The sequence below is a fragment of the Lysobacter yananisis genome, assembly GCF_031199375.1.
GTDB classification, from domain to species: domain Bacteria; phylum Pseudomonadota; class Gammaproteobacteria; order Xanthomonadales; family Xanthomonadaceae; genus Lysobacter; species Lysobacter yananisis.
In genome coordinates this window covers 2,832,791-2,854,968 of sequence record NZ_CP133568.1, presented here as the reverse complement: position 1 = coordinate 2,854,968, position 22,178 = coordinate 2,832,791, and the positions used below count along the sequence as shown (strand labels likewise).

The window sequence follows — 22,178 nt, the reverse complement described above, 5'->3', positions numbered from 1 at the left end:
GGAATCCTTCAGGGCGCGCCGAGCGTTTTCAGCGCATCCTGGTAGTGCGCGAACAGCCGTTCGCGCTGCGAGAGGGTAGCACTGAAGTTCTCCTGCGGCTGGAGCATGCCGGCGCAATCGCCGCTGTCTTCTTCGCAATACGCGACCCACGCGGCGCGCGCCGCCTTGGCCTCGGCGAGCATGGCTTTCGCCTTCGCGCACACGGTGTCCGCGGCGTCGGTGCACCCCATCGCCAGCGCGAGATACACCAGGTAGCCGCTGCCGACGCTGTTGCGCTGCGCCTGCGCATCGCCTAGCGGATGCCCGATCAGGATCGTCTTGGCGAGCAGGTCGCAGCCCTCGCCGTCGATCAACGGTTCCTCGGCGCGGACGAAGCAGGCGGCCGACAGCAAGCGCCAGGCCTCCGCGTTGTCTTTTTTCGCGCCGATGCCGGTCTGGTGCATCCAGCCCAGGTACTTGCACGCATACGGAGCCTGGCCGGGATCGGAGCCCTTGCAGGAGCGGTCCAGGCGCTCGTAGGCCTTGGCGTAATCGCGCAATTGGCGGTTGTGCAGGTACAGCTTGCCGCCGTCGTAGCAGCCGTAGGTGACGAAACCGGCGTCGCAGGATTTGTCGTAATACCCCAGCGCCAGCGCAAGGTCGCCGGCGCGCGCCGCGGACACGCCCAAGCTCCAGCACGTGTCCACGTCGTTCTTGCGCGCGCACGGCGCCGCTTCGGAGAGCGGCCCGGGACGGTCGATGTCGTAGTTGCTCAGCGTGGTGCCGTCGGAGGCGTGCGTGCGCCCGCGCTCGCGCATGCGCTCCAGCAGCAGGTCCGGCGTGCGCACGATGGTTTCCGGCGCGCAGGCCAGTTCGGCGAGCGTGGCGCCCTGGCGCAGCACCTGCACGGTTCCGAATTTGTGCAGCGCGGACGGATCCGGCTTGCGGCCGTCGCGGAATCCGAACGTCACCCGGTAGGAATGGTCGCCGCTGGCGAAGATCGCGGTCTCGTCGACGGTCACGCCGGCGCCGCTCGCGGTCAGGTAGCCCAGTTCCATCAGCGGCACGCGCAGAACCAGCTCTTCCTTGCCCTGCACCGGGCCGTAGCGGTAAGCCACGTCCATCGGCCCGGATTCGTCTTCGTACAGGCAGATCGACACCTGCTTCTGCTGGCCTTCGATGCGGCAGGTCGCCACCGTTTCTTCCGCGGCCGCGCATCCGGCCACGGCATCGGCCGCGGCCAGGCCGCACAGCAGCACGAGGCCATGCAACAGCCGTTTCATGCGTCCTCGGTCACCCGCAGCACTTCCTCGATCGTGGTCAGCCCCGCCAGCGCCTTGGCGATGCCGTCCTCGTACATGGTGCGCATGCTCGCGGTCTCGCGCGCGATCTGCTCGATCTCGCCCATGCCGGCATGGCGCATCACCGCGCGGCGCAGTTCGTCGTTCATGACCAGGAACTCCATGATCGTGGTGCGGCCGTGGTAACCGCTCGGCGCGAGCGCCGATCCGCGCGGGCGGTACAGATAAATCTCGCCTTCGGGCTGGTAGCGGCGCAGCGAGAACTTTTCGATTTCCTCGGGCGAGGCCGGGTATTTCTCGGCATGGGTCGGCTCCAGCCGGCGCACCAGGCGCTGGGCGAGGATGCCGTTGATGGTCGAGGTCAGCAGATAGTCCTCGACGCCCATGTCGAGCAGGCGGGTGATGCCGCCGGCGGCGTTGTTGGTGTGCAGCGTCGACAAGACCAAGTGGCCGGTCAGCGCCGACTGGATCGCGATCCGGCAGGTCTCCAGATCGCGCATTTCGCCGATCATGATGATGTCCGGGTCCTGGCGCACGATCGAGCGCAGGGCGTGGGCGAAGTCCAGGCCGATCTGCGGCTTGGCCTGGATCTGGTTGATGCCCTCGATCTGGTACTCGACCGGGTCCTCGACGGTGATGATCTTGACGTCGCTGGTGTTGAGTTTGCTCAGCGCGGTGTACAGCGTGGTGGTCTTGCCCGAACCGGTCGGGCCGGTCACCAGCATGATCCCGTGCGGCTGGTCGAGCACCTTCTGGAACTGCGGCAGGAATTCGTCGGTGAAGCCGAGCTTGTAGAAGTCGAACACCACCGTTTCGCGGTCGAGCAGACGCATCACCACCGACTCGCCGTGCGCGGTCGGCACCGTGCTCACGCGCAGGTCGAGCTCCTTGCCCTGCACCCGCAGCATGATGCGGCCGTCCTGCGGCAGCCGGCGCTCGGCGATGTTGAGCTTGGCCATGATCTTGATGCGGCTGATCACCGCCGCGGTCAGGTTGGCCGGCGGGCTCTCGCCCTCGGCCAGCACGCCGTCGATGCGATAACGCACCTTGAGCCGGTTCTCGAACGGCTCGATGTGGATGTCGGACGCGCGCAGCTCGACCGCGCGCTGGATCACCAGGTTCACCAGCCGGATCACCGGCGCTTCCGAGGCCAGGTCGCGCAGGTGCTCGACGTCGTCGAGATCGCCGCTGCCCTCGCCTTCGGCGGTCTCCACGATCGCGCCCATGGCGCTGCGGCCCTGGCCGAACCAGCGCTCGACCAGGTCGCCGACCTCGGCGCGCAGCGCCACCGCCGGGCGGATCTGGCGACCGCCGCTGGCCAGGCGCAGCGCGTCGAGCTGGTAGCCGTCCTGCGGATCGGCCATCAGCACATCGACGTGGGTCTCGCTCTCGGCGACCGGGCACACGGCGAACTGCTTCATGAACTTCGGGGTCAGGCTGACGCCCTCGGGCGGCAGCTCCGGCGCGTCCTTGACGCTGACCAGCGGCAGGCCCAGCACCGCCGCGACGGTCTCGGCGTGGTCGCGCTCGGACACCAGGCCCAGGCGGGCCAGCAGCGCCAGCAGGCTGCCGCCGGTTTCCTCCTGCAGGCGGCGCGCGCGGGCCAGGTCGGCGTCCTTGAGCCGGCCCTTGGCCAGCAACGCGTCGACGATGCGCGCGTCGACCGCGGCCTGGCCGTCCGCGGCCACGGCCGCGCCGGGTTCGGCGCCGGCATCCGCATCGGTAGTGTGGGCTACAGCATTCACATCACGCTCCTGCGCATTCACCCAGTCGCGGGTGACTCCTGACTTTAGCAGTTTCGATCGCGCTGTTTGCCAGTTCCGGCAAAGCCGCGAAAAGCCCGTGGCGCGGGCGCCTGCGGACGAATCGGCAACATTAATACGCGGACGTTTCAGTACGCGAGAACCAGAATTACCCCAACCGATTTAAAGCCGCGGTCACATTTCTTTTGGCCGTCGCCACGGGAGCCGGCTTGCCGCAGGCGGGCCGTTATGGCTGCGCTCGGCGGGTCGCATCCGGGCGCCCTGGCCCGCCTTCGTCGTCAACGCTCGGCCGGCGGCCGGACCACGCCGCGCCATTCGCGCAAATCCGCCATCCGGCCGCTGGACAGCGCCGCGCCAACGCGGCGGCGCAGGGCTTCGTCCGTGGTCACGCGGGCCAGCGGCGCGGTCGCCGCCGCGTCCGTCAGGCACAGGAAGCCAGGCGAGTGCGCCTGTTCGATGCAGCGATGCAACAACGCATCCATCTGCACGGCCGTGGCGCGGTCGGCGAACGCCCATCGCGCCGGCCCGACCGCGCCCGGGCGCCCGGCATCGGCTTGCGCCAGCGCGTCGGCGACGCGCTGGAACGTCTCCGGCTCGATCGCCACCACGGCAAACAGGCGGTAATCGTTCCATCGGCTCCAGGCCACGATCTGGAAGTAACAACAGTCCGCGCCGAAGGCCCCGCGGGCGAATCCCTGCAAGGGGCCGTCGTAGTAATCCAGCACGATCATGGCCGCCTCCCGCGCCCTCCCGGCACGACCGATTCCAGCATGGCCGATTCCAGCATGGCCGCGGACGCGGGCCAAGCGCGCTTGCGGGACCACGCAACGCCCGCGACGCCGCCCTCAAAAGAAAACGGGCGCCCTCGCGGGCGCCCGTCGTTTCGTTGCCGGCGCGGCGTCTCAGCCGACCCACACCCGCGCATTGCGGAACATCCGCAGCCACGGCGAATCCCCGGCCCAGTCCTTCGGCGCCCAACTGAAGTTGGCCGCGCGCAGGGTGCGCTCGGGGTGCGGCATCAGGATCGTCGCGCGGCCGTCGCGGCTGCTCAGGCCGGCGATGCCGTCGGGCGAGCCGTTGGGGTTGAGCGGGTAGCGCTCGGCCACGCGGCCGTCGCCGTCGATGTAGCGCAGGGCGATGTCGGCCGCGCTCTGGTCGAGGTTGTCGGCGAAGCTGGCGCGGCCTTCGCCGTGCGCGACCGCGACCGGGATGCGCGAGCCGGCCATGCCGCGCAGGAACAGCGACGGCGATTCGACCACTTCCAGCAGGCCCAGGCGCGCTTCGAACTGTTCGCTGCGGTTGCGCAGGAACACCGGCCAGTGCTCGGCGCCGGGCACGATCGGCTTGAGCTGGGCCAGCATCTGGCAGCCGTTGCACACGCCCAGCGAGAAGCTGTCCTCGCGCGCGAAGAACGCGGCGAAGGCGTCGCGCAGCGCGCTGCGTTCCAGGATGCTGGTGGCCCAGCCGCGGCCCGCGCCGAGCACGTCGCCGTAGCTGAAGCCGCCGCAGGCGGCGAAGCCCTTGAACTCGGCGAGGTCGAAGCGGCCCGAGATCAGGTCGCTCATGTGCACGTCGAAGGCTTCGAAACCGGCCTGGTCGAACGCGGCCGCCATTTCGATCTGGCCGTTGACGCCCTGCTCGCGCAGGATCGCCACCTTCGGCCGCACGCCCGTGTTGACGAACGGCGCGGCGATGTCTTCGTTCGGGTCGAAGTTGAGCTTCGGCTTGAGCCCCGGCGCGGCGAAGTCGCGCGCGAGCGCGCGTTCCTCGTCGGCGCAGTCGGGGTTGTCGCGCAGCTTCTGCAGCGCGTGGCTGGTCGACCACCAGGCGTCGAACAACTCGTCCCAGCGCCATTCGACCAGGATCTTGCCGTCGTCCTTGACCCGCACCGACGGCGCCGTGGTCGGCTTGGCGATGCGCTGGGCGCAGTCGATCAGGCCGTGGCGCGCGACCAGGTCGGCGAACACCGCGCGGTCTTCGTCGTGGATCTGCACGATCGCGCCGAGCTCTTCGTTGAACAGGGTGCGGAACGGGTCCTCGCCCCAGCCGTCGAGGCTGATGTCCAGGCCCAGGCGCGAGCAGAACGCCATTTCGGCCAGCGCGGCGAACGCGCCGCCGTCGCTGCGGTCGTGGTAGGCCAGCAGCAGGCCGGCCTCGCGCGCGTCGCGGATCAGTTCGAAGAAATCGCGCAGGCGCTGCGGGCTGTCGAGATCGGGCACGCCGCTGCCATGCCGCGCGTTCTCGCCCGGCGCGCCGGCGAACGCCGGCAGGCCGCCGCCGTCGGACGCATTGCCGGCGCCGGCGTGCGGATGCACCTGCGCCAGCACCGAACCGCCCAGGCGCTGCTTGCCCGCGCCGAGGCCGATCAGCCACAGCTCGGTCTCGGCTTCGCGCGACAGCAGCGGCGTCAGTTGCTGGCGCACGTCGACCACCGGCGCGAACGCGCTGACGATCAGCGACACCGGCGACACCGATTTGTGCGTCACGGGACCGGGGACCGGGGACCCGGGACCGGTAGAGGCATCGGCATCCGGGTCCCCGGTCCCCGGTCCCCGGTCCCCGCTCCACTGCGCCTGCATCGACAGCGAATCCTTGCCGACCGGAATGCTCAGTTCGAGCTCGGGACACAGTTCCATGCCGACGGCCTTGACCGCGTCGAACAGCAACGCGTCTTCGCCCGGGTGCGATGCGGCCGCCATCCAGTTCGCCGACAGCTTGATCCGGTTCAGCGATTCCACCGGCGCCGCGCACAGGTTGGTGATCGCTTCGCCGACCGCCATGCGCGCGGCCGCGGCCGCGTCGAGCAGGGCCAGCGGGGTGCGTTCGCCGATCGCCATCGCTTCGCCGACGAAACCGTCGAAGCCGCTGAGGGTGATCGCGCAATCGGCCACCGGCACTTGCCACGGGCCGACCATCTGGTCGCGCGCGACCAGGCCGCCGACGGTGCGGTCGCCGATGGTGATGAGGAAGTTCTTCGCCGCCACGGTCGGATGGGCGAGCACGCGCAGACCGGCTTCGCGCAGGTCCAGGCCGCTCCAGTCCAGCTCCGGCCACGGCGCGGGCGCCGGGTGGCGGGTGTCGCGGTGCATCTTCGGCGGCTTGCCGAACAGCACGTCCATCGGCAGGTCGATCGGCCAGTCGCGGCCGCTTTCGCGCGCGTTCTCGACCGTCGCGCCGTAGCCGACGACCAGATGCTCCTCGGCGGTGGCATAGCCGACCACCGCGAACGGGCAGCGCTCGCGTTCGCAGATCGCGGCGAAGTCGGCCACGCGGTCGGCCGGCAGGCCGAGCACGTAGCGCTCCTGCGATTCGTTGCACCACAGCTGCATCGGCGACAGCGAGGGATCGTCGCTGGGCACGCGCGCCAGGTCGATCACGCCGCCGAGGCTGGAGTCGTGCAGCAGTTCGGGGATCGCGTTGGACAAACCGCCGGCGCCGACGTCGTGGGCGCTGTCGATCGGGTTGGCGTCGCCGAGCGCGACGCAGCGGTCGATCACTTCCTGGCAGCGGCGCTCCATCTCCGGGTTGTCGCGCTGCACGCTGGCGAAGTCGAGCGACTCGTCGCTGTCGCCGGACGCGACCGAGCTGGCCGCGCCGCCGCCCAGGCCGATCAGCATCGCCGGGCCGCCGAGCACGATCACCGCATGGCCGGGCTGGAGCCCGCGCTTGGCGACCTGCACGCGGTCGATCGCGCCGAGGCCGCCGGCGAGCATGATCGGCTTGTCGTAGGCGCGGGCGATCTCGCCCTGGCCGAGTTCGAAGCTGCGGAAATAGCCGACCAGGTTGGGCCGGCCGAATTCGTTGTTGAACGCCGCCGCGCCGATCGGGCCGTCGAGCATGATCTCCAGCGCCGGCGCCATGCGCGGGTTCAGCGCGCGCGCGCCTTCCCACGGTTGCGGCAGGGTCGGAATGCGCAGGTGCGAGACGCTGAAACCGCACAGGCCGGCCTTCGGACGGCCGCCGCGGCCGGTCGCGCCTTCGTCGCGGATCTCGCCGCCGTTGCCGGTGCTCGCTCCTGGAAAGGGAGCGATCGCGGTCGGATGGTTGTGGGTCTCGACCTTGATGCAGAACGCCGAATCGACCTGCGCTTCGGCCGCATAGGCCTGGCTGCCCGGCTGCGGGCGGAACCGGCGCGCCGGATAGCCTTCCACCACCGCGGCGTTGTCGCTGTACGCCGAGAGCGTGTTCTCCGGCGTCTGCGCGTGGGTGTACTTGATCATCTTGAACAAGGACTGCGGCTGGTCGCGGCCGTCGAGGGTCCAGGATGCGTTGAAGATCTTGTGCCGGCAGTGCTCGGAGTTGGCCTGGGCGAACATCATCAGTTCGACGTCGGCCGGGGCGCGACCGAGCGCGGTGTAGCGCTCGCGCAGGTAGGCGATCTCGTCCTCGGCCAGGGCCAAGCCGAGGCGGGCGTTGGCGGCTTCCAGTTCGTCCAGGGCGATGCGTTCGAGTTCGCCGCGCGCCGGCGTCGCGAACAACGCGGCCGCGTCGTCGCGCGCTTCCAGCAGCGACTGGGTCATCGGATCGTGCAGGACCTTGGCCAGCGCGCCCTGGGTCGGGGCGTCTTCCGGCCATCCGGCCAGGTCGTAGCGCAGGCCGCGTTCGACCCGCTTGACCGGCTGGCCGGCGCCGCGCAGCAGCTCGGTGGCCTTGCTGGCCCACGGCGACAGCGTGCCCAGGCGCGGGGTCGCGTAGCGCGACACGGCGCCGTCGGCGCGCGCGGCCTGCGCCGCTTCGGCTTGCAGGATGCGGCGCAGGGTGGCGTCGTCGGGCGCGCGGCCGGGCTCGGGCTCGACCCAGTACACGGGCCAGGCATCGAGCAGGCGGACGGAGGGATGGAGGGCGGACAGGCGGGCTTGCAGCCGCTGGCGGCGGAACGAAGACAGGGCCGAGGGGCCCTCGAGGACGATCATGTCCGAAGAACCGTGCAACGCAGGGCCCGTCATTGTACCCGAAGGGCCGGCGGGGCTCGGGGTCGGGGCTCTGGGAACGAACGGCCGGATGGGATCGACGGTTCGGCCGCCCCTGCAGGAGCGGCGCGAGCCGCGACCGCGCGGCCTGGGCGGGCGGCGTTGGCCGGATGTGCGGTGAAATCGCGGCCTGTCGCGGCTTGCGCGGGCGGCTGCGTGGTCGCGGTCGCGGCTTGCGCCGCTCCTGCAGGGGGCCATCGGGATGCCCGCGGGCGGGCCGAAAACGGCGAAAGGCCCGCTCGCGCGGGCCTTTCGGGCAAAGCTGCCGGGGCGGGCCGGGCTTACAGGCCGCCGACCGGGGTCGCCACCGCCGCGGCCGGCTTGGCCGCGGTCTTGGACTCGGCCGCCAGCTTGTCCAGCGCCTCGCGCAGCTGCGCCGGCGGCACGTAGCCGCCGAGCTGGACGCCGTCGACGTTCAGGATCATCGGGGTGCCGGTCAGGCCGGCGCGCTGGCCGACTTCGTACTGCTGCTCGACCGAGTTCTTGCACTGCTTCGACGACACCGCGCCGTGGTCGGACTTGGCGTCGGTCAGGGCCTTGCGGCGGTCGGTCGCGCACCACACCGAGACCATCTTCTTGTAGTCCTCGCTGCCGATGCCCATGCGCGGGAACGCCAGGTACTCCACCGCGATGCCCTGGCGGTTGTACTCGGCGATCTCGCTGTGCAGCTTGCGGCAGTAGCCGCATTCCACGTCGGTGAAGATGGTGACGGTGTGCTTGGGGTTCGGCGGGGCGAACACGATGCGCTCGCTGGCCGGGATGGTCTTGAGCAGGTCGCGGCGCATGCCGGCCAGGGTGTCTTCCATCACGTTGCGCTTGGCCTTGGTGTCGAACAGCGCGCCGCCGGAGCCGGGCAGGAACAGGTAGCGGCCGTCGTCGCTGACGTAGACCACCTGGCCGCCGACCACCGCCTCGCGGAAGCCCGGCATCGGCGCCGGGCCGACCTTGTCGATGTCGACCTTCGGGTTGAGCGTGCGCACGGCTTCGACCGCGCGCGCGTCGGCGCTGCCGGCGGCGACCTTGGGCGCGTTGCCGGTCGGCACCGCCGGCTGGGCGGCGTCGGCCTTGGCCGGATCGGTCTTGGCCGCGGCGGCGGCGCCCTGCGGCGCCTGGGCACAGGCGGACAGGCTGATGGCGCCGAGCACGGCGAAGAGGATGCGCTTCATTTGCTGTGAATCCTTGGCGGGAGCGATGGGGCGTTGGACCGCCCGGGGGACGTTAGGTTCGGCCGATTGTGGCATGGAGGGGGTTTGCAGTTCGTGTTCCGCGACCCGGGTCACGCGGGCTTGGGCGGGCATCGGTCGCGGATTGGAATCGTCGCCGCGCGGCGGGTCCGGCCGGATTAGGGCCCGCCGCGCGCGCCTTGGGCCGCCGGCCGAACGCTGGCGCGGTGCGGGCGGGCACGCCGCCGGCGCGGGCCCGGAGCGGCAGCGGCCGCACGGGCGGAGCCTTGCCCGGCCGGCGTCTTGCCGCCCGCCTGTTGCCGCCCCCTGTGGGCGCGAACCGCATGCGGCGAGCGCGATGCGGCGATGCCCGGGCGGCGATACCCGGGCCTCGGGACGGGAGCGCCGGGACGTGTGCGCCGGGACTCGATCGCCGGGATTCAGCCTCCGCGACTCACGCGCCGCCAGCCGCCGACGCCGGCCCAGCGCCGCCCGCGGGCGGCGCCTTCGCCGCCCCCTTGGCCTCGGCCGCCAGGCGGTCCAGCGCCTCGCGCAGCCGCGCCGGCGGGACATAGCCACCGAGTTGGACGCCGTCGGCGGTCAGCACCGTCGGCGTGCCGGTTTCGCCGACGCCGGCCTGCAGCCCGATCCGGTACTGCTGCTCGACCGTGTTCGGACACTGCCGGGCCTGCAGGTCGCGGCCGGCCTTGACCTCGGTCAGGGCCTTGCGCCGGTCGGCCGCGCACCACACCGACACCATCTTCTTGTAGTCCTCGGTGCCCAGGCCCATGCGCGGGAACGCCAGGTACTCCACCGCGATGCCCTGGCGGTTGTACTCGGCGATCTCGCTGTGCAGCTTGCGGCAGTAGCCGCATTCGGCGTCGGTGAACACGGTGACCGTGTACTTCGGGCTGGCCGGGGCGAACACGATGCGCTCGCTGGCGGGGATCGCCTTGAGCAGGTCGCGGCGCAGGCCGGCCACGGTGTCCTGGGTCAGGTTGCGCTTGGCCCGCAGGTTGAACAGCGCCCCGCCGGGCCCGGGCAGGAACAGGTAGTCGCCGTCGTCGCTGACATAGACCACCTGGGTGCCGGCGACCACCTCGCGGAAGCCCGGCATCGGCGCCGGGCCGACCTTGTCGATGGCGACCGCGGCGTTGAGCGAGCGCACCGCCGCGACCGCGCGCGCCTCGGCGCTGCCGGCGGCGACCTTCGGCGTAGCGGGCGTGGCGGGCATCGCGGCCGCGACGGCCGGCTTGGCGGCCTCCGCCGGGTTCGCGACCGCGCCCTGCGGCGCCTGCGCGCAGGCGGACAGACTGGCGACGCCGAGCATGGCGAGCAGGATGCGTTTCATGGCCTGGATTCCTTGGCGGGTGGGCGAATCGACCGCCCGCGGCGGATCGGAGTTCAACCGCCGGTCGCGGGCCGCGCGCTCATTCCGACGTTCCGTGAGTCCGATCACGGCGGGTGCGCCAGCGTCGCCGTTCGCCGCCCCGCCCCGCCCCGCGCAGGCGATCGCGCGCACGCCGCCGACAGACGCCGCGACGCCGGATCAGCCGCGCGGATGGTGTTTCGCGTGCAGGCGCTTGAGCTGCTCGCGCGCGACCAGGGTGTAGATCTGGGTGGTCGACAGCGAGCTGTGCCCGAGCAGCAACTGCAGCGCGCGCAGGTCGGCGCCGCGGTTGAGCAAATGGGTGGCGAAACTGTGGCGCAGGCCGTGCGGGCTGATCCGCGCGGGGTCGATGCCGGCCGCGGCGGCGTAGCGCTTGACCAGGTGCCAGAACGCCTGCCGGCTCGGCGCTTCGCCGCTGGGCTCGATAAACAACGGCGCCAGCGCGCGCTTGCCGGCCAGCGTCGGCCGCGCCTGCGCGAGGTAGCGCTCCAGCCAGTGCTGGGCCTCCTCGCCCAGCGGCACCAGCCGCTCCTTGCTGCCCTTGCCCATCACCCGCAGCACGCCCTGGCGCAGGTTGATCGCGGTCGCCGGCAACTGCACCAGCTCGCTGACGCGCAGGCCGCAGGCGTACATCAGTTCGAGCATGGCGCGGTCGCGCAGGCCCAGCGGTTGTTCGACCTCGGGCGCGGCCAGCAGCGCGTCGATCTGGCTCTCGGCCAGCGCCTTGGGCAGCGAGCGCGGCAGTTTCGGCGGCGCCAGCAACGCGGTCGGGTCGTCGCGGCGCAGGCCGCGGCGCAGCCGGTAGGCGTAGAACGCGCGCAGCGCCGACAACAGCCGCGCATTGCTGCGCGGCGAATAGCCCTCGCGGGTGCGCCAGGCCAGGTAATCGAACAAGGCCGCGCGGTCGGCGCCGGCCAGCCCGCGCCCCTCGCGCCAGCGCGCCAGCCCCTCCAGGTCGCGGCGGTAACTGTGCAGGGTCTGCTGGGCGAGGCCGCTTTCGGCCCAGATCGCATCCAGGAACGAGGCGATCGCATCGGCATCGGCTTGCTCGAGCGGCGGCAAGGCCATGGCGAGAGTGCGGCGGTCGGCGGGGGTGGAGGTCATGGGGCGAGCTTAGGGCACAGGAGCGAGCGTGGAGGAGCGAGCAGTGAGCGAAAGCGGAAAGCAGGCGTTTGCGGCTTTCGCTCACTCCTCACTCCTCCACGCTCACTCCTGCCTTTATCCTGCCGCGATGACTCAACCCGCCGCCGCCACAGCCCCCGACCGCCCCGCCGCCCTGATCGGCTGGCGCCTGCTCTCGCTGTTCTACGACTTCTGGCCGGTGCTGGCGCTGTGGATGCTGATCGGCGCGGTGATGGTGGCGGCCTTCACCGTCGCCGGGCACGACACCCACGAAAACATCCGGCCGCTGACCGCTTGGTGGTTCCTGGAATGGGCGCTGTGCTGGCTCGCCGCCGGCGGCTACGCCACGTTGAGCTGGCGCCGCGGCGGCCAGACACTGGGGATGCGGCCGTGGCGGCTGCGGGTCGGCGCCGCCGAGGGCGGCGTGCCGGGCTGGAAGGCGCTGTGGCTGCGCTACGCGGTCGGCACGCTGTCGCTGGCGCTGGGCGGACTGGGATTCTGGTGGGCCTGGTTCGACCGCGACCGGCTCACCTGGCACGACCGCGCCAGCGGCACGCGCACTTCGCGCCTGCCCAAGCGCCCGCGCTGATCGGCCGCCCCTTGTAGGAGCGACGCGAGTCGCGACCGCGCAACTGCGAACGACTGCGAACGACTGCGAAACTCAGGTTCCCGCGAAGCGACGGACCTCGCCGCTTTCGTCGCGGCCGCGGCATCGCGGTCGCGGCTCGCGCCGCTCCTACAAAAAGCAGCGGCTAGCCCGACCGTCGTCGGAACAAGAACGCCGACACCGACAGCATCACCACGGTCGGCATCAGATAGGCCAGGCGGAAGTCGAAGCGGAACACCTTGGCCAGTTCGACGAACTGGTTCTGCAGCAGCCAGAACATCAACGCGAACACGATGCCGATGAACAAGCGCTTGCTCATGCCGCCGCTGCGCAGGCTGCCGAAGGCGAACGGCACCGCCGCCAGGCACAGCGCCAGCACGTTGAGCGGGTAGAACCAGCGGCCCCAGTAGTGGGCCTCGAACTCGCCGGCGTCGAGCTGGTTGCGCTGGCGATCCTCGATCGCCTTGTGCAGGGCGGTGGCGCTGAGGTAGCGCGGCCGGTTGGTGCCGCTCATCAGCGCCGAGCTGTCGAGCTTGGACTCCCAGCGTTCCTCGGCGATGTGCTTCTTCTCCGCCGATTTCTCGTGGAAGGTGGTGCGGGTGACGTCGCGCAGCAGCCAGCCGCCGGGGCGGTGCTCGGCCACGCCGGCCACCGCGATCGACACCAGCCGCCCGTCCGCGCCGAACTGGTACAGGTTGACGTTGCGCAGTTCCAGCCAGCGGTCGGCGCCCTGGCTGCGCTCCTGGCCCTGGCTGGCGGCCAGGATCACGTCGCCCTCGCGCGCCCACAGGCCGGAGTACTCGGCGACCACCTGGTTGTTGGACTTGGCCGCGGCCTTGAGGCTCTCGGCGCGGCGCTGCGCGGCCGGCGCCAGGGTCTCGCCGTTGAACACCATCAGCAGGGTCAGCAGCGCCAGCGCGCCGGCCACCGCGATGCTGAGCCGGCGCCGCGACAGGCCGACCGCGCGCAGCACGGTCAGCTCCGAGGTCGAGGCCAGCTGGCCCAGCGCCATCAGCGAACCGACCACCGAGGCGTAGGGGAACAGCGCGTAGGCGCGGCGCGGCACGGTCAGGGCCATGTAGGCCAGCGCCTGCATGATCCCGTAGCGGCCCTTGCCGATGTCGCCGAATTCGCCGACGAAGCTGAGCATGAAGTCCAGGCCCAGCAGCACCGCCCAGGTCAGCAGCACGGTGCTGAGCACCACCCGGCCGACATAGATGTCGTGGATCTTCGGGAAGGGCTTCATGCCGCCGCCCTCCGCCGGCCGACCCGGCCGTCGCGCAGGTACATCCACGACGCCACCGCCAGCAGCGGCACGCTCAGCCACCACAGGCCGAGCGGGCCGGGGATCTTGCCGTCCTCGAGCCAGCCGGTGCCCATCATCATGAAATTGAAGCCGATCAGGTACGCCAGGAAGCCGATCAGCATGCTGCCGTAGCGGGCTTGGCGCGGCGTGCTGCGCGCCAGCGGGATCGCCAGCAGGGCGAACGCCAGCGCCATCAGCGGCGGGGTCAGGCGGTAGTGCAGCTGGGCGTTGGCCTCGCGGCGCGGATCGCCGATCAGCTGCAGCGTGGTCAGCATTTCCGGCGACTTGGGATCGTAGCGGTCCTCGTTGGCCGGCAGCAGCACGTCGTTGCGCTTGTAGCGCATCAGCCGGTAGTTGAGGTCGCCGTTGTCGGGCCCTTCGACCTCGAAGCCGTCGTCCAGGGTCAGGTAGCGCTCGCCGTTGGCGTCGACGGTGAGGCGGCCGGTCTTGGAGGTGGTGACGTCGCGGCGGTCGGGCTTGGCGCGGTAGATGAAGACCCGGTCGAAGCTCTTGCCGTCGTTGGACATGCCGCCGACGTAGATCACCCCGTTGCCGTTGGGCAGGCCGGTGAAGGCGCCCGGCTCCAGCCCGGCCACCACCAGGCTGCGATTGGCCTCGTTGATCATCGCCCGCGAGGAGCGGTCGGCCCAGGGGCCCAGCCACATCGAGCAGGCGCCGACCAGCAGCACGATCGGCCCGGCTACCAGCAGCAGCGGCCTGAGCAGCCGGCGCGGGCCGACGCCGACCGAGGCGATCACCGGCATCTCCGAATCGCGGTACAGCCGGCCCATGCCCAGCATCAGCCCCAGCAGCAGCGCCAGCGGCAGGATCAGCGGCAGCCACTTGATCAGGACCAGGCCCAGCTGGACCAGCATCAACCCGGCCGGGACCTTGCCCTTGGCGATGTCCTCGAGCACGTCGGTGAAGGCGCCGCCGACGCAGACGATCAGCAGCACCACCAGGGTGGCGAAGATCGCCTGGGCGAATTCGCCGGTCAGGTAACGGTCAAGCTTCTGCATGAGGCGTGGGGGCGCGCTTCGGAATGGGCTTCGGCATCGGGCGGGCTTGCTTTAAACTCGGGGGTTCGTTCGACGGCTGGCCTGCCCTCGCCGCCCGGCGACCGGTCCGATTCCGGTCCCGGAACGCCATGGCGGGCCTGGCCCCGGTCGCGAATCCTTCCGCGCCCCGCGTCGCCGGCCTTCCGCCGGTTCCGCGGTCCGCCCCGCAAGGCATGCCGCAGGGCATGCGTTCTCAGGATCGGCCTCGGCATAGCCGGACGATTGTACGTACTCACCTTCCTATCTGCTCGGGAATCTGTTGGATGACCCTCGAATTCGACCTGAACCGCGACGCTGCGGCCGCCGCCCAAACCGATTGCGTCGTGGTAGGCGCCTTCGCCGACAAGACCCTGACCGCTGCGGCGCGAACGCTGGATGAAGCCAGCGGCGGCCGCCTGACCGTGCTGCTGGAACGCGGCGACATCAGCGGCAAGACCGGCAAGACCGCGCTGCTGCACGACGTGCCCGGCGTGGCCTCGCCGCGCGTGCTGGTGGTGGGCCTGGGCGAGCCGGGCAAGTTCGGCGTGGCCCAATACCTCAAGGCGGTCGGCGACGCGGCGCGCGCGCTCAAGGCCGGCCCGGTCGCGCACGCGCTGCTGACCCTCAGCGAAGAACCCGTGGCCGGCCGCGACGCCGCCTGGGCGATCCGCCAGGCCGCCATCGCCGCCGACCACGCCTGCTACCGCTACACCGCCACGCTCGGCAAGAAGAAGGACGAGCCGGGCCTGCGCAAGCTCTCCATCAGCGGCGGCGACACCGCCGCGCTCGCCCACGGCCAGGCCATCGCCGCCGGCGTGCAGTTCGCGCGCGAGCTCGGCAACCTGCCGCCGAACGTCTGCAACCCGGCCTACCTGGCGCAGCAGGCCAGCGAGTTCGCCGACCGCTTCGCCAACACCGAGTGCGAAGTGCTCGACCGCGCGCAGATGCAGGAACTGGGCATGGGCTCGCTGCTCGCGGTGGCGCGCGGCTCGGCCAATCCGCCGAAGCTCATCGTGCTCAAGTACAGCAACGGCGGCGACGCCAAGCCGTACGTGCTGGTCGGCAAGGGCATCACCTTCGACACCGGCGGCATCAACCTCAAGGTCCAGGGCGGCATCGAGGAGATGAAGTTCGACATGTGCGGCGCGGCCTCGGTGATGGGCGCGTTCGTCGCGGCCGTGGGCATGCAGCTGCCGATCAACCTGGTGGTGATCGTGCCGGCGGTGGAGAACATGCCCGACGCCGACGCCTACCGCCCGTCCGACGTGCTGACCAGCATGTCCGGCAAGACCATCGAGGTCGGCAACACCGACGCCGAGGGCCGCCTGATCCTGTGCGACGCGCTGACCTACGCCCAGCGCTTCGAACCGCAGGCGCTGCTCGACGTGGCGACCCTGACCGGCGCCTGCGTGGTCGCCCTGGGCAAGTTCGCGACCGGCCTGATGAGCAAGCACGACGACCTGTCGGCCGAGCTGATCGGCGCCGGCGAGCAGGTGTTCGACCGCGCCTGGCGCCTGCCGCTGTGGGACGAATACCAGACCCAGCTCGAATCCAGCTTCGCCGACGTCTACAACATCGGCGGCCGCTGGGCCGGCGCGATCACCGCCGGCTGCTTCCTGGCCCGTTTCGCCGAAGGCCAGCGCTGGGCGCACCTGGACATCGCCGGCGTCGCCAGCGAAGAAGGCAAGCGCGGCCTGTCGACCGGCCGGCCGGTCGGCATGCTGTCGCAGTGGCTGCTGGAGCGCGGCGGCGCCTGAGCGCCGCGCACGGGCATGTGGCTGGCCGAACGCCGTCTGCGCAGGGTCGCGGCCGATGGTTCGGTAGCGACGGTGCGGGTCCGCATCGGCCAGCCGCGGACCCACCGCGACGACTGCGTCTGCGCGGTCGAGCTCGACAGCGGCTCCGGCCCGGCTTCGCGCCATGAGATCCATGGCGTGGACGCCTGGCAGGCGATCGTCCTGGCGATGGGCTTCGCCCGCGGCATGCTGCAGGCGCAGCTGCGGCAGGGACACCGCCTGCTGTGGCCCGACGACGACGAACCCTACGCGCTCGACGACCTCTTTCCCTCCGCAAAGTAGGCACCCATGCCCCGCGCCGACTTCTACCTGATCCAATCGCCGCGCTTCAAAGAAGAGCCGATGCGCCTGGTGTGCGAACTGGCGCGCAAGGCCCACGCCGCCAGCCTGCCGACCCTGATCCTGGCGCGCAGCGCCGAGCAGGCCGAGCAGCTCGACGACATGCTGTGGGACATGGGCGAGGACGCCTACATCCCGCACCAGATCGCCGGCATGGACGAGGACGAGGACGAAGCCGACGTGCTGATCGCCGCGCCCGACCACGACCCCGCGCTGCGCGCGCTGGTGATCAACCTGCGCGACGCCGCGGTCGCCGACGGCTTCGAGCGCGTGCTCGAGGTGGTCCCCGCCGACGACGGCGCGCGCGGCCCGCTGCGCGAGCGCTGGAAGCAGTACCAGGCGCGCGGCTTGCAATTGAACAAGCACGACATGTAGCCGCACGGCGAGGCGCGACGGCGATGGGAGCTAACCGCAATGGTTGTTCGCCACGGCCTTCGCCCTCACCTTCGACGTAACGATTTCACCGCTCGCGCTGTCCCCGCCTTTCCCATTCCTTTCATTGCCTGCCCTGACCCTATGTCCCTCGAGTCCAGCTACGATCCCAAACAGTTCGAAGCCCGCCTGTACGAACAGTGGGAAAGCAGCGGCGTATTCAAGCCGCGCGGCGAGGGGCCGGCCTACACCATCCTGCTGCCGCCGCCGAACGTCACCGGCACCCTGCACATGGGCCATGCGTTCCAGCACACCCTGCAGGACGCGCTGATCCGCTACCACCGCATGCTCGGCTGCGACACCTTGTGGCAGATGGGCACCGACCACGCCGGCATCGCCACCGAGATGGTGGTCGCGCGCAATCTCGGCCAGGAAGGGCTGACCCGCGACGGCCTCGGCCGCGACGGCTTCATCGAGAAGGTGTGGGAGTGGAAGCAGCACTCCGGCGGCACCATCGAGCGGCAGATGCGCCGCCTCGGCGCGTCCGGCGACTGGTCGCGCTCGATGTTCACGATGGACCCGATCGCGTCCAACGCGGTGGTCGAGGCGTTCGTGCGCATGCACGAGCAGGGCCTGATCTACCGCGGCCAGCGCCTGGTCAATTGGGACCCGGTGCTGAAGACCGCGATCTCCGACCTGGAAGTCGTCAACGAGGAAGAGAACGGCTTCCTGTGGTCGATCTCCTATCCGCTCAGCGACGGCAGCGCGACGCTGGTGGTCGCCACCACGCGTCCGGAAACCATGCTCGGCGACACCGCGGTCATGGTCCATCCCGACGACGAGCGCTACGCGCACCTGATCGGCAAGACCGTGAAGCTGCCGCTGAGCGAGCGCGAGATTCCGGTCATCGCCGACGCCTACGTCGACCGCGAGTTCGGCACCGGCGTGGTCAAGGTCACCCCGGCGCACGACTTCAACGACTACGCGGTCGGCCAGCGCCACAACCTGCCGCTGATCAACATTTTCACCCTCGACGCGAAGGTCAACGGCAACGCGCCGGCGAAGTACGTCGGCCTGGACCGTTTCGACGCGCGCAAGGCGGTGCTCGCCGACCTGGAAGCGCTGGGCCTGCTGGTCGAGACCAAGGACCACAAGCTGCAAGTGCCGCGCGGCGACCGCACCAACCAGGTGATCGAGCCCTACCTGACCGACCAGTGGTTCGTGAAGATGGACGGCCTGGCCGCGCGCGGCCTGGAAATCGTGGAAAAGGGCGAGGTGCGCTTCGTTCCGGGCAACTGGATCAACACCTACCGCCACTGGATGGAGAACATCCAGGACTGGTGCATCAGCCGCCAGTTGTGGTGGGGCCACCGCATTCCGGCGTGGTACGACGACGCCGGCGCGATCTACGTCGGCCGCGACGAAGCCGACGCGCGCGCGCGCGCCGGACTCGGCGCGGACGTCGCGCTGCGCCAGGACAACGACGTGCTGGAGACCTGGTTCTCCTCGGGCCTGTGGCCGTTCAGCACCCAGGGCTGGCCGGACGAGGCGGCGATGGGCGCGCGCGGTTTCGAGCGCTACCTGCCGACCAGCGTGCTGGTCACCGGGTTCGACATCATCTTCTTCTGGGTCGCGCGCATGATCATGCTGACCGACCATTTCGTCGGCGTGGTGCCGTTCAAGGACGTGTACATGCACGGCCTGGTGCGCGACAAGGACGGGCAGAAGATGTCCAAGTCCAAGGGCAACGTGCTCGATCCGCTCGACCTGATCGACGGCATCCCGCTCGAGGACCTGGTCGCCAAGCGCGTCTCGGGCCTGATGCAGCCGAAGATGGCCGAGAAGATCGAAAAGGCCACGCGCCGCGAATTCCCCGAAGGCATCCCGGCGTTCGGCGCCGACGCGCTGCGCTTCACCATCGCCGCGCTGGCCACCCACGGCCGCGACATCAAGTTCGACCTCGGCCGCGCCGAGGGCTACAAGAACTTCTGCAACAAGCTGTGGAACGCCACCCGCTTCGTGCTGATGAACACCGAGGGCGCGAGCTTCTCCGGCGCGCCGCAGCCCAGGACCGACGCCGAGCGCTGGATCCTGGCGCAGCTGGCCAAGACCGCGGACGAGGCGCAGGCCCACTTCGCCGCCTACCGCTTCGACCTGCTCGCCCAGAGCCTGTACGAATTCGCCTGGAACGCCTACTGCGACTGGTTCGTCGAACTGTCCAAGCCGGCGCTGCAGGGCGAGGACCGCGCCGCCGCCGACAGCACCCGCCACACCCTGCTGTACGTGCTCGAACGGCTGCTGTCGCTGCTGCACCCGCTGATTCCGTTCGTGACCGACGAACTGTGGCAGCAGATCGCGCCCAAGCTCGGCCTGGACGAGGCGACGGTGATGCTGCGGCCGTACCCGCGCGCCGCCGACATCGCCGGCGGCGATGCCCAGGCCGAGGCCGACGTGGAGTGGCTCAAGGCGATGGTGTCGGCGCTGCGCAAGGTGCGCAGCGAACTCAACGTCAAGCCGTCCGACGCGGTCTCGCTGCTGCTGGCCAAGGGCGACGCCAGCGACCGCGAGCGCAGCGAGCGCTTCGCCTCGCAGCTGCGCTTCCTCAACAAGCTCGACCGGATCGAGTTCGTCGAGGACGCGGCGTCCGCGCCGCCGGCCGCGGCGGCGGTGGTCGGCGAACTGATCCTGCTGGTGCCGCTGCCGGCGGAGAAGCTCGACGCCGAGCGCGTGCGCCTGGACAAGGAAAGCAAGCGCGTGGCCGGCGAGATCGACAAGTGCAAGGCCAAGCTCGCCAGCGACACCTTCGTGCAGAACGCGCCGCCGGCGGTGGTGGAACAGGAGCGCAAGCGCCTGGTCGACTGGACCGCGATGCTGGAAGAACTGGCGGCGCAGCGGCGCAAGCTGGACTGAATCCGGGCGTTTGGGATCGGCGAAAAAGCCGCGACTTGGTCGCGGCTTTTTCGTATGCGTCCGGCGGTCGGCCTTCGGCCTTGTGCAGCGACCGGACACAAGAGCGTCGGGCCTGAAGGCCCTCCCACGATCACCCGGCTGCCCCGAAGCCCGGGGCTCGCCCTTGTGGGAGGGGCTTCAGCCCCGACGCCTTCCGATCAGCGCCCGGCGATCCGACACAAGAGCATCGGGCCTGAAGGCCCTCCCACGAAACATCGAGTCCGCAGGCCCTCCCCCAACGGCCGCTCACTCCTGCGCGAGCAATTCGATCGCCATCACCAGCGCGTCCTCGCGCCCGCCGCGGGCCGGGTAGTAACGCGGGCGGCGGCCGATCTCGTTGAAACCTTCGCTGTGGTACAGCGCGATCGCGCCGGGGTTGGACGGGCGCACTTCCAGGAACACCCGCTCGGCGCCGCGGCCGCGGGCGATGCGCAGCAGCGCGCGCAGCAGCCGGCGGCCGTGGCCGCGGCCGTGCGCTTCCGGCGCGACGCAGACGTTGAGCACGTGCGCCTCGCCGGCGGCCACGCTCATCAGGAAATAGCCGGTCACGCGACCGGCGTCGGTCAGCACCCAGGACGGGTAGTCCGCGCGCAGGCAGTCGCGGAAGATGCCCGGGGTCCAGGGGAATTCGTAGGCGCGGATCTCGATGGCGTGGACCGCGTCGAGGTCGTCCTCGCGCATCGGCCGCAGTCCGGCCGGCGCGGCGCTGGCGTCCTCCAGGTCCGGCGCCAGCGCGCTCATCCGCGCGCGCCCCGGCGCAGCGCACGCAGGCGCGGCCACAGCGCGCGCTTGGCGGCGGGCGCGCGCAGGGCGTCCGGATCGAACAGCGCCTGCACCTCGGGGTCGCCCGATGCGCGCCGGGCGGCACGCAGCAGGTTGCGCAGCAGCGCGCTCTCGGCGCCCTGGTTGCGCTGTCCCTGTGCGCCGGCGTTCGCGCGTCCGCCATCGCCGCGCACCGGTTCGCTGCGTTCGTCCGCACGCCGGTCGGCGCGGGGCGCGCCGCGGTTCGGCGTCTCGTTCGGGGCGCGGGCCCCGACGCGATCGCGCTCGCTTGCGCGCGCGTCCTCGTCTGCGTCGCGGGACGGCGCGGCCGCGGCTGGCTCGTCGCCGGCCAGGGCCAGCACCGAGTAGCCCATCGCCTGCAGCCACTCGCGCTGCTGCGCGTCCCACAGCCCGCTCATGCCGCCCCCGCTCCGCCGGCCGGCGGCGACGGCGTTTCCGGCGTGCGCCGCAGCCGGCGCCAGAGCGCCTGCACCGGCCCGGACAAGGCATACGGCGCGAAGATCGCCAGCAGCACCCGCGGCGGGTCGATGGCGATCGCCACCAGCACCGCCACCACCACCAGGATCGCCAGGAACGGCACCCGGTCGTTGCGCGGGCCGCTGCCCTTGAAGCTGACGTAGCGCACCCGGCTGACCATCAGCAGACCGGCGAGCACGGTCACCGCCAGCGCGGCGTAGCGCAGTTCCTCGCCGGACAGGTCGAAGCTGTGGCAGGTCCACACGAAGCTCGCCACCAGTCCGGCCGCGGCCGGGCTGGCCAGGCCGATGAACCAGCGCTTGTCGACCTGGCCGACCTGGGAATTGAACCGGGCCAGGCGCAGCGCCGCGCAGGCGGCGTAGAGGAAGGCGCCGACCCAGCCGATCTTGCCGGGGATGCCCCCGTCGAGCTTGGTCGCCTCCAGCGCCCAGTGGTACATCACCAGCGCCGGCGCCAGGCCGAAGCTGATGAGGTCGGCGAGCGAGTCGTACTGCACGCCGAATTCGCTCTGGGTGTTGGTCAGCCGGGCGACCCGGCCGTCCACGCCGTCGAGGATGGCGGCGACGAAGATCGCCACGCAGGCCTCGTCGAAGCGGCCCTGGGTCGCGGCGATGATCGCGTAGAAACCGGCGAACATGCCGCCGGTGGTGAACAGATTGGGCAGCAGGTAGATGCCGCGTCCGCGCGGGCGGGGCGTGGGTTGGGGTTCCATAACTGGGAAGTGTAGCGCTTGCCGTCGTCATGGCAGGATGCTGCAATTCCGTTTCCCCCCGCCGTACCGCGGCCTGGTCCGCGTTTTCCGACGTTCCGCTGCCCCGCTTCCG

The 22,178-nt window shown here is 70.8% G+C and carries 17 protein-coding genes and 1 pseudogene; 6 read left to right on the top strand and 12 right to left on the bottom strand.

The genetic code is table 11. The features are described from left to right. Positions 1-8: 8 nt before the first annotated feature. From RDV84_RS12070 to xerD, 7 genes are all read right to left on the bottom strand, one after another. Positions 9-1,262, bottom strand: coding sequence for a tetratricopeptide repeat protein (locus tag RDV84_RS12070; protein WP_309153541.1), 1,254 nt, complete (start codon positions 1,260-1,262; stop codon positions 9-11). Next, a complete protein-coding gene (gene gspE / locus RDV84_RS12065; protein ID WP_057948852.1) occupies positions 1,259-2,968 on the bottom strand; it encodes a type II secretion system ATPase GspE in 1,710 nt (569 codons plus the stop codon). Before gspE ends, RDV84_RS12070 begins: the two co-directional genes overlap by 4 nt. 353 nt (positions 2,969-3,321) lie before the next feature. Next, positions 3,322-3,849 carry a hypothetical protein gene (locus RDV84_RS12060; RefSeq protein WP_309153540.1) on the bottom strand — a complete coding sequence of 176 codons (528 nt, stop codon included), beginning with the start codon at positions 3,847-3,849 and terminating at the stop codon, positions 3,322-3,324. 96 nt (positions 3,850-3,945) lie between these two features. Further along, on the bottom strand, positions 3,946-7,989 hold the full coding sequence (purL, locus tag RDV84_RS12055; protein WP_309153539.1) for a phosphoribosylformylglycinamidine synthase: 4,044 nt from the start codon (positions 7,987-7,989) through the stop codon (positions 3,946-3,948). Positions 7,990-8,294: 305 nt separating this feature from the next. Then, on the bottom strand, positions 8,295-9,179 hold the full coding sequence (locus tag RDV84_RS12050; protein WP_057948855.1) for a DsbC family protein: 885 nt from the start codon (positions 9,177-9,179) through the stop codon (positions 8,295-8,297). A 451-nt stretch (positions 9,180-9,630) separates the two neighbouring features. Further along, positions 9,631-10,527, bottom strand: coding sequence for a DsbC family protein (locus tag RDV84_RS12045; protein ID WP_309153538.1), 897 nt, complete (start codon positions 10,525-10,527; stop codon positions 9,631-9,633). A 198-nt stretch (positions 10,528-10,725) separates the two neighbouring features. Beyond that, positions 10,726-11,670: a site-specific tyrosine recombinase XerD gene (gene xerD, locus RDV84_RS12040; protein ID WP_309153537.1), complete on the bottom strand. Its 945-nt coding sequence runs from the start codon at positions 11,668-11,670 to the stop codon at positions 10,726-10,728. A gap of 127 nt (positions 11,671-11,797) precedes the next feature. Here xerD and RDV84_RS12035 point away from each other — a divergent pair, with 127 nt between their 5' ends. Next, positions 11,798-12,277 carry an RDD family protein gene (locus RDV84_RS12035; RefSeq protein WP_078996012.1) on the top strand — a complete coding sequence of 160 codons (480 nt, stop codon included), beginning with the start codon at positions 11,798-11,800 and terminating at the stop codon, positions 12,275-12,277. Between the two features lie 163 nt (positions 12,278-12,440). Here the strand turns inward: RDV84_RS12035 and lptG are convergent, their stop codons facing one another. Together lptG and lptF are read right to left on the bottom strand one after the other, a co-directional pair. Next, a complete protein-coding gene (lptG, locus tag RDV84_RS12030) occupies positions 12,441-13,541 on the bottom strand; it encodes an LPS export ABC transporter permease LptG (protein WP_057948858.1) in 1,101 nt (366 codons plus the stop codon). Next, complete coding sequence (gene lptF, locus RDV84_RS12025) at positions 13,538-14,620, bottom strand: LPS export ABC transporter permease LptF (protein WP_057948859.1); 1,083 nt, start codon at positions 14,618-14,620, stop codon at positions 13,538-13,540. Before lptF ends, lptG begins: the two co-directional genes overlap by 4 nt. A 302-nt stretch (positions 14,621-14,922) precedes the next feature. Between lptF and RDV84_RS12020 the strand changes: the two genes are divergently transcribed. The 5 genes and pseudogenes from RDV84_RS12020 to RDV84_RS26320 all read left to right on the top strand — a co-directional run. Continuing rightward, entirely contained in the window at positions 14,923-16,395 is a 1,473-nt protein-coding gene (locus RDV84_RS12020) for a leucyl aminopeptidase (RefSeq protein WP_309153536.1), read from the top strand. Between the two features lie 15 nt (positions 16,396-16,410). Next, entirely contained in the window at positions 16,411-16,716 is a 306-nt protein-coding gene (locus tag RDV84_RS12015; protein WP_309153535.1) for a DUF6968 family protein, read from the top strand. Between the two features lie 6 nt (positions 16,717-16,722). Continuing rightward, the gene (locus RDV84_RS12010; protein ID WP_057948862.1) at positions 16,723-17,148 is read left to right on the top strand and encodes a DNA polymerase III subunit chi; all 426 of its coding nucleotides are present in this window, start codon (positions 16,723-16,725) and stop codon (positions 17,146-17,148) included. Between the two features lie 141 nt (positions 17,149-17,289). Next, positions 17,290-20,055: a valine--tRNA ligase gene (locus RDV84_RS12005; protein ID WP_309153534.1), complete on the top strand. Its 2,766-nt coding sequence runs from the start codon at positions 17,290-17,292 to the stop codon at positions 20,053-20,055. A 54-nt stretch (positions 20,056-20,109) separates the two neighbouring features. Beyond that, positions 20,110-20,295, top strand: a pseudogene (locus tag RDV84_RS26320) (DUF6053 domain-containing protein); the annotation flags it as partial. Between the two features lie 45 nt (positions 20,296-20,340). On the opposite strand, the gene rimI reads toward RDV84_RS26320, so the two are convergent. From rimI to pssA, 3 genes are read right to left on the bottom strand one after another with little or no spacing between them, the layout of a single operon-like run. Then, positions 20,341-20,835: a ribosomal protein S18-alanine N-acetyltransferase gene (gene rimI / locus RDV84_RS12000; protein ID WP_309153533.1), complete on the bottom strand. Its 495-nt coding sequence runs from the start codon at positions 20,833-20,835 to the stop codon at positions 20,341-20,343. Then, positions 20,832-21,230, bottom strand: a complete 399-nt coding sequence (locus RDV84_RS11995) for a hypothetical protein (RefSeq protein ID WP_309153532.1) — start codon at positions 21,228-21,230, stop codon at positions 20,832-20,834. Before RDV84_RS11995 ends, rimI begins: the two co-directional genes overlap by 4 nt. Before the next feature lie 41 nt (positions 21,231-21,271). Further along, positions 21,272-22,066 carry a CDP-diacylglycerol--serine O-phosphatidyltransferase gene (gene pssA, locus RDV84_RS11990; RefSeq protein WP_309153531.1) on the bottom strand — a complete coding sequence of 265 codons (795 nt, stop codon included), beginning with the start codon at positions 22,064-22,066 and terminating at the stop codon, positions 21,272-21,274. Between the last annotated feature and the right edge of the window lie 112 nt (positions 22,067-22,178).